Here is a 12115-nt window from a genome sequence, read left to right as displayed (position 1 = left end):
TTTCTTTCATAATATTGATTTTTAGATTGCAGTTCGCATTGTATTTATTCCGGCTTCGTTGTTACTAAACTTTTTAGACAATTCTACAACTTGTTTTTCCAGTTCTATCCTTTTGAATCCATCTGCAACAGTATGGCTGAATCGGTCCTCTATTGTAGCTAGGTTCGGCAGGCCCAATTCTTCAATACAGCATATTTCTATGATAATAAATTCTATGGCAATGACCAGTAGCTGAAATTCCTTCGTTGACATCATTGTAGGATTTCCCGGATTTGGAAAGCCATATTCAATTTTTTGGATTTTCCATTTTCTCACCTTCTCAATGCTTTGTTCGTGTTTGTCAAGTATATTAATCCAACGCGTAATATTCGTGTCAGTGATCTTTTGTTCGTGATATATATTTGATTGGAGCCTGGAGAACAAATAACGGAAAGAGTATTTGTCATACTCCGATCTGCTGAGCAGTGCGTGAAGGTCTATTAATAATAACCGGAGATAGTCTTCCGATAACTTATGGAAGTGGATAGAGAGCTGGTAGTCCTGTTTCTTGAAAAATTGCCAGTATGCAAAATCCTGTTTGCATTTAGCAGCGGTTTCCAGTAAAAATCTGAAATCATAAATGAATTCTTTCATGGTTGTCGTTTTTTTAATTTTAAGAATAAGCATAGCAATAACACTATCCCTTGATAAAAGAGAAAAATTGTTTGCCATTGGGCAATAGCATGGCTATACTCAGGTATGGATACTGGAGTGTACCATAAGATCAGCTGGTAATCTTATTTGAAAAGACGGGCTGCACAGGCTCTGGCAGCCCGCACGGTGTCAATAATGATTACGGTTTAATGGTTTGAATAATAAAGAATGGTTCCGCATAAAAAAAGAGTTTTTCAATTTATTGTTTTGGTACGTTCCGAGACATGGTTTGGAATAATTTCATGTGCTTGAAAATATTCACAACGTGTAATGAAACCTTTCTAATAAGAGTTGAAATATTGAGAGAAGAGTGAATGGAATTCGAACTATTAATAGATGCTAACTTAGCATTAACAAAAGTGAAATGTAGACGCACATATTAGTGTAGCAGGGTGTGTTCAGGAGAAAAAATATTTTCGTGTGTGCGAGAGGGATATACTATCGTAAAGGGATGTTTTTTTGTAAAAAAGATGTTATTTAACATGCGGTTAATTAATGCATCTTACATTTGCCTAAACGCATCAGCAATAGTATGATTGGATCTTTCCTCCACCGTAGGGATACTGGTGATAGGATATTCCAGGATATAACAGATCTCCAGCACAATGTGCTCCATCTTCAGCAACACTTCCTCTATTTCTTTACGGCTGATGAAGATCTCGCAGGTTTGCTCATTATTGACATAATAGACTTTCTTGTCCCGCAGTAATTTGATCTTTTCAATGGTCTTGTAGCTGGCCAGGAGTACTTCCCGCCAGCGGATAATATCGGCAATGCTTATCTTGTTTTCTCCATATTTCCCGGCTTCGAGGCGGTCGAAAACCTGCCAAAAGGTGATCTTGATGTTCCTGGACAGGCTGAGCATGCTATTCATATCCACCAAAAGCAGCCGGAAATAATCATTGGCGATGGTGTCAAAATGCACTGAACGGTTGGCATCCCTTACATTAAAGAAGGTCCAGTTCTCATAATCCTGCTTGCATTTGGAGGTTACTTCCAGCAGAATTCCAAGGTCCAGGGTGATGGTTGCACTCATTGTAGGATGTTATGGTGAATGATGGTTCATATTATAAGACCCATTTTTGAGGTTAGCAGGGGTAATCCGGTTAAAAATTTAAGTATTAATACGCATAGGCCCGTCTGGCGGGGATGGACATGGTAGCAAAATCAATTTAGCAGCGGGGATGATGGAGATTATTTTGTGGCCGGTTTATTTATTTTGAAATATTCTAATGAGTTATTGGAGAAATTGGATGAGTGCAAATTTATGCTGGGGAGTAACCCAATTAAGGGTTTTTGTAATGCCAGGTGAGTGAAGGCTAACGGCTTGGTCATCAGGTTGAAATAGTCATTTCTAAAAAAAAAACGCCCCCAAAGGTTATGTAATTTCTCATTTTGTCCATCTCTCTTTTTATGACGGCTTATTATCTTACTTGCGGTAGTATGTTCCTGCTGGCACTGGCGCATCTCAGCAATGCTCCCGGGGCAAATCCTGTTGCCAACAGATGGCTGGGGTATTTCTTCATTATGTCTGTTGGTTTGTTTGGGATATGCTTTTGTTTGGCGGAAGAGAAATTCCCTCGTTTTCTTTCAATCCCTCATTGCTTATGCGCTGGCTTTTGACCTGGCATCATTTGGCTGGCAGAAGATCTGCCATCTGCAAATGGTGGTGCCACTTGGAGTGTTAGACCTTCCTTTTAACAGCCTGGATGGAGAAACCCTCACCTGGGCTTATTTCAGGCGATCTTATCCTTATATGGTGCCATTGCCATTTCACAGATGGGTAGTGCTTATTTGCTCTTGTGGCCAAGAACCCGGTTGCTCGGTCTGATCTGTATGGTACCAATTCTGATAAATATCATTCTGATAGATTTCTTTTATCAGCTGCATATAGGTGTGTTGGTACATGCTATCATTTTAATGACCGGGGCGATATATCTACTGATGCAGTGCCGGACTTCCTTGGTGAATTTCTTTTTCCGCACATTGCCGGCAACACTTAGCAACCGGAATACATACCTGTTGCGAGCAGTAGTGATATTGCTACCGCTGATCCTGTTGGCTACGTATACCTATCCGGATAAACATCCGCAATTTACGGGTAAGTACAAGGTTAGTCATCTTATGGTGAATGGCATTCCGGTAGCAGCTCATAGTACAAAAGATAGTGTGCTTACTACGGTGTATATGGATTGGCAGGACGATTTTGTGCTTGAGTTTAATCATTATAATAACAGGTATATCGGCACGTATCGTTATGATCCTGCAACAGATAGTTTGCATGTACAGTGGCGTTATCCGAGGGCATTTAAAACACCTTTCTCTAGTAGTTTAAAGAAAGGAGCTACCAAAGGAGATTATTTATTCGTAGGGCGAATGGGGGAGGATATACTGGAGATGAAGCTGGAGAAATATCAGGATGTAAAGTGAAATATTGGCAGATGCTGTTTTCCTTTAGAATGATATCATTCTTTTAAAAGGATACCTAACTATATCTGTTGTTAACTAAAAAATAACGATTTTAGAATTGAATAATTATTTCATTTGCTGCCGTGATCGATTGATTACATAAAACCCCCCATTAAATAACTTTTCATAATGAAACAACATTTGCAGCTGAATCGTTCCCCTTATGCACTTATAGAGATTTTTTGTTTAGAGTGGCTGCATACAGGTATGCGTACCTGATTTCCGTTTACACTAGATTTTATTCATGCTGACCTTTGAGTGTTATCAATTTGGTCAGCTATTCATTTTATCTCATCGTATTATTATTATGCCCCAACTTGATCCTGCTGGTACATCCAGAGGTTATGAAAAATTTAATGATCCCGAAGAATTAGATTACCACTTTCAGCTTTTTCTTGCAGGAAACCAAAGAAGCTCTACGATCATTTGTGAACGGCTGTATGCCTTAGTGTTTGGATTTTGTTTTTACAGTATCCAGGATAGATCCGAAGCAAAGATCATTGTTAATGATGCCATTTCCCGGTTGTGGGAGCGTAGAGAAAAGATTACAGACTTTTCACATGCAAGAAATTCTATCCGAAAAGCCGTGGAATGGGCTTGCCGTAATAGCAAAACGGCCCGGAGGAAAATGCTGTCGGTGGACTTTTTGGATGACTCAGATCTAGCTGTTTATGATCCAGAGGATGAAGAAGAACAACGCAGGATCGCTGCAAATGAGATGGAAAATAATCTATTGATAGAAAAGGCGATCCCTTATTTGCCCCCAAGCAGAAAGATTATAATGGAGCTGGTAAGACGTGGACTTAAACCTAAGGAGATTGCCGAAAGGATCAGAGAATCTTATCAGTTTGTGACTGAGGAAATAAAGCAGAGCATTAAGGATCTGAAGATAAGTGTTCCCCGGATAAAGAAAGCATCGGAATCCTCCATGAGAAATTCACCATTACTGAAAATGAATTATAAAATGTACGTAAGTAAGCTGCAAGTCGCCATACTCGACCTGTATATAAAGGGATTGGAATTTAACGAGATCGCCCGGGAGTTATACATAACACCTTGGAAAGCAATGCAGCAATTTTATAAAGCTATGAGGAAGCTAAATAGCGTAGTGGAGGGGAAAAGCAAGAGGAAATTTAAGTTCTGATGTTTAATTGAAATCACTTAAAAAAATAATAAAATGAACGAGTTATTCGGGAACATTGTTATGACCAACAGCCTGAAAGCCATACAATCTGTATTTGATAGCCCGGCCCGGAAGTTAAATTATAAGCCACCTTATCAACGGAATTATGTTTGGCCTGATTCGAAGGCTACCTATTTAGTTGAATCCATATTGTTGCACGGGGAGATACCTCCAATTGTAGTTTATATGGTACAGGATACCTGGGAAGTGATAGATGGGAGGCAACGCTGTGAAACAATAGACAGGTTTTTGAAGGATGAATTCAGGCTGCATCCACATGGGCTGGATAAATTATGGAACCTGGCGGGGAAAAAATACTCTGAACTTGACCAGCCTCTGAAAGATCGTATTCTGGATACCCAACTCCGGTTTATAATGATAAGCCCTAAAAATGAAAAGGATATGGACCGGGAAAAGGAAGAATGGATAAAACGGGAGTTCTTTAGAAGAAGCAATATGGGGATATCTCCTTTGAATAAAGAAGAAGTATTCAAGGCGCAGTACCTGCAGGATAAGATCAATGTATATTTTAAGAAGTGTTTTGCTCAGGACGTATCAACGTATGAACAGGTTACATACATCTTTGATCATAGGAGCAGAAACCTGGAAACAATGATGCAGCATATCCGACAGCTCCTTGTGCTCCATAATATCCCCATCAACAGATTTGTAAGAGATCGGGATGATATTGTAAATAAGTATTATGACTGTTTTTCTTATGAAACAATTGATAAAGAGAACGGAGAAGATATTCCATCTCTATTTGATGGTTTTGTAAAGAAACTCCATTTCCTTACTAAAATGAAAGCTTTATTAAATGGAGAGAACGTTCACGCTAATGGATTGGTATATGAATGTTTGTACTGGGCACTATCCGTTTGTGAAAAAGAAAATGTGAGCATTGAGCGGATAAGTAACGCTGTTTTCCAGGATAGGCTTGTTAAGCACCTTGGGAAAAATATACATTATTATGCCTTGGATAAAAATATGTATTCACAACAGGTTAAAGAAAGATATGCCTCCATTTCTTCATTCTTTGAATCGCAATTGAATATTTCCTTTGATGAATATTTGAAAAGCGATAATGAGTTCCTTATTAATTATAATAAGAAAATGGACCTGTATATGAAGACGCGCCATGCCCAAACAGAGGAACAACCTACTAAGGCAGTAGCCACTTCGAGTTCGATTGGTTATTTACTCAATAAAATGAAGAGAGGTAAATTTGAATTAAGACCTCCTTATCAGCGTGATGAAGTAGTGGATATCAGGAAGGCATCGGCGTTAATTGAAAGCATTTTGCTTGGGGTTAAGATCAATCCTATTTCCGTTTATTTACGGGATGATGAAGTTTGTGAATTGATTGACGGCCAACAGCGGTTATTGACAATTATTGGTTTTATTGGTGAAGCCTACAGGGACCAGCATGGAGAATTTAAACCTTCGAGAAAGAACAGGTTCGCGTTAAAACTTAAATCTGAATTATTGCCTGAAATTGACGGTAAGCGGTTTGATCAGCTTTCACAATTCTTTCAGGAACGAATAATGGAGTATGATATAGATATTATAGAGATCAAGCAAAGTGAGAACAAAACTTTCAAACCGGAAGAATTGTTCAAAAGGTTGAACCATAAGCCTTTTCCGATTAAAGAAAATAGTTTCGAGTATTGGAATGCTTATGTTGACAGTGATATCATTGGCGCTATAAAGGATATTTATGAGCGCAATAGTTGGCTTAGCTTAAGAAAATTTGATCGCCGAATGCAAAATCAGGAGATGATCACCTGCTTGTGTTATCTGAACTATATGATACCGCCAGATATGATGGAAATGAAAAGTATAAGAGAGGTATTGAAGATCTGTAAATCGCGGCATCATCCTGTAGTGAAGATTGGAGGGAATGGTAAGGGACATATTAAGCTTGTACTGGAGAATCGTGCATTTAAGAGTGGGCTTTTACTGTCATTCAATAGCTTTGAAACGGATTTTGTAAGAAAACTAAAAATTCTTATTTCCAGCTCCACCGGGAAAACAACAGAGCTTTCAATGAGCCGGCGGTTAGATGTTATTCTTCAAACGGGGAATACAAGAGCTGCAATGAATTTTTATATGTTGTGGCTGATATTGAAAGGAATTCCAATTGAGTTCATAAAAGAAGAACAATCTGCGGTACGTAGCAGGATCAGTAAGATATTCGCAAAAGTAAGAACATCCAGCACGCCTGAAGAGTTAGAAGGTTATATTATTGATACCTGGGCATTATCCGTAGTGGAAGGAGTGTAAGCTTAACAGTAAAATTATTACAATGATTGATATTGCAACAAAATTTTATCTTTTTAATCTATCCTATGCAAGAAGAACGGATGAACTTGAATTCATTAAAAGTATACTTGCACGGTTTAATAATGAGGAGTTAACGGGAATCACTTTGCTTGTTAACAATAATCCGTATAATCTTGAGTTTTTATTGCTGGTGATTTTTGAGAAAAATGACACTGAATTTGATAGCTGGCTTGGCATACATTATCCACAAAAGAAAATGAACTATCTGTTTAATTATAGTATAGATGATATTATATTTAACAAGTTAAACAAGAATCGGTATTCTTCTTATTCCTTCAGTACATTTGAGCAGGTGTCTAATATTGTGACTGATAAGCCAAACGATATTTTTTTATTTGCCTCTGCTAATATCGTTGAGCAAAAGTGGGGCAAGGACGAGAGTATATTTAAATACAAGATATTTTTATCCCACTCTTCGTTTGATAAGCCAATAGTTGAAAGGATCTTTCAGGAGCTGCAGAAAGAAGAAATAAAGGTTTGGTTTGATAAATATGAAATTGACGGTGGTGATAGTATTACAGACAAATTAAATGAAGGGTTGGCTAAGTCTGATATCGGTTTGCTCTGTTATTCCAGGAATTTCTTAAACTCTAAATGGGCTGGAGACGAAATGAAATACTTCTTTCGCAACCGGATGGCTTCAGGGAAAAAGAATTTCATTATCCTAAATATCGATCTGGAGATATCTGAATTCCCTCCGTTATTACAGGATTATAAACATATTAAGGTGAATACTGAAGGATGGATGGAGGATTTAATTGCTGTGATCAGGAAAATGAAGATTGAGCAATAATTTATCCGGGTATAAAAAAGTCTTGTAAATCAATTACAAGACTTTTTTTATGCTTGATAGTAGCCTCGCCAGGAATCGAACCTGGATCATCAGCTTCGGAGACTAATGTACTATCCATTGTACGACGAGGCCAAATCCTTAAAAGGTCTGCAAAGCTAAGCTAATTAAAAGGAAATTACAAAGTCCCGATATTGCTTTTGAAGATCCGCACAGCAATGGCCAGCAGGATCACCCCGAAAAACTTCCGCACTACCATCAGCCCTGCTTTCCCGAGGATCCTTTCTATCCTGTTCAGCGATTTCAGCACTACAAAAATGATCACCAGGTTCACCAGGATCCCCGCCAGGATGTTGTAATCCCCGAAATCCGCCTTGAGGGACATGATCGTGGTGAGTGTACCAGATCCGGCAATAAGCGGAAAGGCAATAGGCACCAGGCTTCCCGTCTTCGTATCGTTATCACTTTTAAAAAATTCAATGCCCAGGATCATCTCCAGTCCTATGATGAAGATCACGATGGAACCAGCTACAGCAAAGGACTGCAGATCCACGCTCATGAGTTTCAGGAAGGCTTCTCCTATCAGCAGAAAAACGACCATCAGTACACCGGAAGCCAGTGTGGCTTTCCAGGCGCTGATCTCGCCAAGCTTTTCTTTCAGGGACAGCAGGATGGGAATAGAGCCAAGGATATCAATCACAGCGAAGAGTGTAAAGCCTACAGTAATGATCTGGTCGATACTGAACATATATTGAATTTTTGCAAAAGTAAAGTATTCTTTACCCGGGATGATGGTTAGCTAAGCTAAAATATCTAATTTGTTGCGGATTAGAACGGAACCTCCCAATAAATAAAAGGCATGCAAGAAGATATCATCATCCAGATCAGTACAAAGATCAAGGAAAAGCGCAAAGCCAAAGGCATTACGGTACAGGAGCTGGCAGATAAAGCAGACGTGAGCAAAGGCCTCATCTCTCAGATCGAGAACAACCGTACAGTACCCTCCCTGCTGGTACTGATCAATATTATCCGGGCCCTGAACCTGGATATGAACGAGTTCTTTAACGACATCAATCAGCAAACGCAAACCGCCAGGATCCTCATCAAGCGGAAAGATGAATACCAGGCCTTCGAAAAAGAGAATGCCAAAGGGTTCCTCTACAAACGTGTGCTCACCCGCAATATCAAAGGTGGCCCCACCGATATCGTGTTGCTGGAATTGAAGCAGGGCGCCAAACGCAGTCAGATCGTGAAAACGGACGCTTATGAATACAAGTATGTGATCAAAGGCACCGTGGAATATCTCATCAATAATGAAAAGCACATCCTCGAAACCGGGGATTCTATCTTTTTCGATGGCCGCCTGGGTCACAAACCCGCTAATGTAGGAGAGGATGATGCCCTCCTGCTGGTGGTGTACTTCTTCCAGGATGCGGAAAAGTAGGCTGGTGGCGTAATGCCGGCAGATGGGGGATTTTCTTACACTGCTTCTTTCCACTTGTAGCGCAGTTTTTTCTAAGCGCGAGAATAATTTTGAACCCAGCCGTTTAACCTCACGCAGCCCCCGTTGCGTCGCACTTTTCAGCTTTTTTCAGTCTGATCAGCCCATTTTATGTCCTGTTTCATAAAAAATTAACAGTCCTAATTAGAGAATTTGTTTAATTTTACTATCCAAACAGTTAGTATTTATAAACAAAGTTTGTATGTCAATATCTACCCGATCTTTTACTGTAAATGGCAAAACGTATACTCCGCCTGCTTCTCCGGTAGTTGTGATCTGCCTGGATGGCTCCGCTGATGAATACCTGGATGCCACCATGGCGCATGACCGGATGCCCAACCTCAAAAAAATGACCCTGGCCGGCTACCGTGGTATGGTGAGAGGGGCTTTGCCTTCCTTCACCAACGTAAACAACTCATCGATCGTTACGGGTGTTACGCCTGCTGTGCATGGCATCTGCGGCAACTTCTTCTACGATACAAATCGCAAAGAAGAGGTAATGATGAACTCTTCAGAATACCTCCGTGCAGAAACGATCCTTGCGGCCGCAGCCAATGCTGGTCGTAAAGTAGCGGTGGTTACTGCGAAAGAAAAACTGCGGGATATTCTCAGTCATAAAATGACTGGCATCGCTTTCTCAGCAGAAAAAGCTAACCTGGCGCAGGAAGCTACACATGGCATCGGTAATGTGGAAACAACTTTAAACCTCCCCACCCCGGCTATTTACAGTGCGGATGCAAGTCTTTTTGTATTGCGTGCGGGTGTGGCATTGATAGAACAAGGCCTGGGGGATTTTCTCTATCTCTCCCTCACGGATTATATGCAACATACGTACGCTCCTGAAGATGAGCCATCACTGGCATTCTACGAAGCCATTGATCATGAGCTGGGCCGCTTGCTTGCGCTGGGCGCAGTGATTGGCGCTACGGCAGATCATGGTATGAATGCCAAACAAAAACCGGATGGTTCTCCCAATGTGCTCTTTATAGAAACGATGCTGACGGAGAAATTCGGTGGTGGTTTTAGAGTGATCTGTCCTATTACGGACCCTTACGTGAAACATCATGGTGCATTGGGTTCTTATGTGGCGGTACATTTACCGGAAGGGGCTGATGAAACGGCAATCAGCAACTGGTTGCAGGATCAGCCGGGTATTACGGAAGTACATAACAAAGCCCGCGCAGTACATTTACTGGAACAGCCGGAAGATCGCATTGGTGATCTGATCGTATTGAGTGCAAGGGATGTAGTGGTGGGTCGCACGCCGGCGCATCATGATCTCAGTGCTTTGGATAGTGGGCTGCGTTCTCATGGTGGCCGTTATGAAGAAATGGTGCCTTTGCTGATCTCTCATCCGCTGACGGCTGCTTATAAAAGCAAAGCCCTCGGCGATCCACGCAATTTTGATGTTTTTGATTTCACCGTTAACGGTACTCACCATAATTAGACTTTATTATGCTTGTATTAGATGAAGTCATTTCTTTAACCGGCTACATTGCCGGAGAGCCTTTACAGTCTGATGTATTACTGGAAGTAAAAAGCCCTTATGACGGTCGTTTAGTGGGCACCGTTACATTGGGGAACCGGCAGCATACAGAAGCTGCGATCCTCGCTGGATTGAAAGGTGGGCCTAAGCTGAGCAGGTACGAACGTTTTGCCGTACTTGATAAAGCACGTCAGCTGCTGGAAGAACGGAAAGAGGAATTTGCGCAGCTGATCATGTCTGAATCCGGGCTTTGCCTCCGTGAAACCCGTTATGAGGTGGGGCGTGCAAGAGATGTATTACACTTTGCTGCCATCGAAGCACTAAAAGATGATGGCCAGGTTTTCTCCTGCGACATTTCTCCGCAAGGCAAAGCGCGTAAAATATTTACACTCCGGGAGCCCTTATCTCTCGCGGTGGCTATTACGCCATTTAATCATCCGCTGAACCAGGTGGCGCATAAAATTGCTCCGGCTATTGCTACGGGTACGCCAGTGATCTTAAAGCCCTCGGAGAAAACTCCCCTCACGGCTATACGTTTAGTGGAACTGCTGTATGAAGCAGGGTTGCCGCATTATATGCTGAGTGTATTACTTGGCCCTACGGCTGAAGTAGCGGAAGTTTTAGTGCAGGATCCAAGAGTAGAGCTGGTGTCTTTTACGGGAAGTGTGGCAGTGGGGAAACACATCGCTAAGCAGGCCGGGTATAAGAAGGTGATCCTGGAATTAGGAGGCAATGATCCGTTGATCATTTTGGAAGATGCGGATATGGATCTGGCTGTTACATTGGCAGCTGAAGGGTCTTACAGGAATTCCGGGCAGCGTTGTACTGCGGTGAAACGGATCCTTGTGCAGGAAAGTATTCATGATGAATTTGTAAAACGGTTCGTGGAGAAAACGAAGGAATATAGCTGTGGGGATCCTGCGGATGCGGCTACCCGTGTGGGCACTGTCATTGACGAGGCTTCTGCTGTTTATTTGGAAGATGTAGTGAAGAAAGCGGTGGTGCAGGGTGCGAAGGTATTATATGGAGGTCGTCGGGATGGGGCTTTACTGGAGCCTACTGTGATCGTTGATGTTCCGAGGGATGCGCAGATGGTGGTGCAGGAATCTTTTGGGCCTCTTGCGCCGATTATGAAAGTGAAAGATCTGGATGATGCGATTGCTTTGGCGAATGGGACGGTGTATGGGCTTTCCTCTGGGATCGTTACGCGTGATATGGAAAAGGCGATCCATGCGGTGAAGCATTTGCATATGGGGACGGTGAATATTAATGAGGTGCCTGGTTATCGGATTGAGAATTCTCCTTTTGGTGGGGTGAAGGATTCTGGATTGGGGATTAAGGAGGGAGTGATTGAGGCGATGAAGTGTTTTACTTATGTGAAGACTTTTTCTATGCCCTGGTAGGTGGTACTCTTTATTGTATGGAACTTAGCATAGCCTCCCGATGGATCGGGAGGTTTTTTTGTTTTTTTCATGTGTGGTTGTCTTTGAAAAAAAACATTTTCTTCCGATGGGCAGGTAGTGTTTGTTTTATTAATGGCTTGATGCTTAGCGTTGCCTCCCGATGGATCGGGAGGTTTTAATTCTTTTTTTGGTGGTTGTTCTTTTGGGAAGAAGCTACTACCCCCGATGGATCGGGAGGGATTTTATA

Annotated in this window: 11 protein-coding genes and 1 tRNA gene; 8 read left to right on the top strand and 4 right to left on the bottom strand. The window is 41.6% G+C overall.

Annotated features, from left to right (window positions below; translation table 11 throughout):
- Positions 1–21: 21 nt before the first annotated feature.
- Both GFS24_RS28075 and GFS24_RS28070 read right to left on the bottom strand, forming a co-directional pair.
- Positions 22–633: a hypothetical protein gene (locus GFS24_RS28075; RefSeq protein WP_153665690.1), complete on the bottom strand. Its 612-nt coding sequence runs from the start codon at positions 631–633 to the stop codon at positions 22–24.
- Positions 634–1195: 562 nt separating this feature from the next.
- Positions 1196–1729, bottom strand: a complete 534-nt coding sequence (locus GFS24_RS28070) for a hypothetical protein (protein WP_153665688.1) — start codon at positions 1727–1729, stop codon at positions 1196–1198.
- Positions 1730–2167: 438 nt separating this feature from the next.
- On the opposite strand from GFS24_RS28070, the gene GFS24_RS28065 reads away from it, so the two are divergent.
- The 5 genes from GFS24_RS28065 to GFS24_RS28045 all read left to right on the top strand — a co-directional run bounded on the left by GFS24_RS28065 (position 2168) and on the right by GFS24_RS28045 (position 7481).
- Positions 2168–2524, top strand: coding sequence for a hypothetical protein (locus GFS24_RS28065; protein WP_153665686.1), 357 nt, complete (start codon positions 2168–2170; stop codon positions 2522–2524).
- Between the two features lie 5 nt (positions 2525–2529).
- The gene (locus GFS24_RS28060) at positions 2530–3123 is read left to right on the top strand and encodes a hypothetical protein (protein ID WP_173003226.1); all 594 of its coding nucleotides are present in this window, start codon (positions 2530–2532) and stop codon (positions 3121–3123) included.
- A gap of 283 nt (positions 3124–3406) precedes the next feature.
- Positions 3407–4306: an RNA polymerase sigma factor gene (locus GFS24_RS28055; protein ID WP_173003225.1), complete on the top strand. Its 900-nt coding sequence runs from the start codon at positions 3407–3409 to the stop codon at positions 4304–4306.
- Positions 4307–4366: 60 nt separating this feature from the next.
- Entirely contained in the window at positions 4367–6628 is a 2262-nt protein-coding gene (locus GFS24_RS28050) for a DUF262 domain-containing protein (RefSeq protein ID WP_173003224.1), read from the top strand.
- Positions 6629–6650: 22 nt separating this feature from the next.
- Positions 6651–7481 carry a toll/interleukin-1 receptor domain-containing protein gene (locus GFS24_RS28045; RefSeq protein WP_153665678.1) on the top strand — a complete coding sequence of 277 codons (831 nt, stop codon included), beginning with the start codon at positions 6651–6653 and terminating at the stop codon, positions 7479–7481.
- Between the two features lie 60 nt (positions 7482–7541).
- Here GFS24_RS28045 and GFS24_RS28040 read toward each other — a convergent pair.
- Positions 7542–7613 (bottom strand) — tRNA-Arg (locus GFS24_RS28040).
- A gap of 43 nt (positions 7614–7656) precedes the next feature.
- A complete protein-coding gene (locus GFS24_RS28035) occupies positions 7657–8226 on the bottom strand; it encodes a MarC family protein (RefSeq protein ID WP_153665676.1) in 570 nt (189 codons plus the stop codon).
- A gap of 111 nt (positions 8227–8337) precedes the next feature.
- Here GFS24_RS28035 and GFS24_RS28030 point away from each other — a divergent pair, with 111 nt between their 5' ends.
- The 3 genes from GFS24_RS28030 (at position 8338) to phnY (ending at position 11868) form a co-directional block, all read left to right on the top strand.
- On the top strand, positions 8338–8922 hold the full coding sequence (locus GFS24_RS28030) for a helix-turn-helix domain-containing protein (RefSeq protein ID WP_153665674.1): 585 nt from the start codon (positions 8338–8340) through the stop codon (positions 8920–8922).
- 259 nt (positions 8923–9181) lie between these two features.
- Positions 9182–10426: a phosphonoacetate hydrolase gene (gene phnA / locus GFS24_RS28025; protein ID WP_153665672.1), complete on the top strand. Its 1245-nt coding sequence runs from the start codon at positions 9182–9184 to the stop codon at positions 10424–10426.
- A gap of 8 nt (positions 10427–10434) precedes the next feature.
- Entirely contained in the window at positions 10435–11868 is a 1434-nt protein-coding gene (phnY, locus tag GFS24_RS28020) for a phosphonoacetaldehyde dehydrogenase (protein WP_153665670.1), read from the top strand.
- The last annotated feature ends 247 nt before the right edge of the window (positions 11869–12115 follow it).

It is taken from the genome of Chitinophaga sp. SYP-B3965, assembly GCF_009647655.1.
In the GTDB taxonomy this organism is placed as follows: Bacteria; Bacteroidota; Bacteroidia; order Chitinophagales; family Chitinophagaceae; genus Chitinophaga.
Note: the sequence above shows the minus strand (reverse complement) of the source record. Positions and strands in the feature narration are given on the sequence as shown.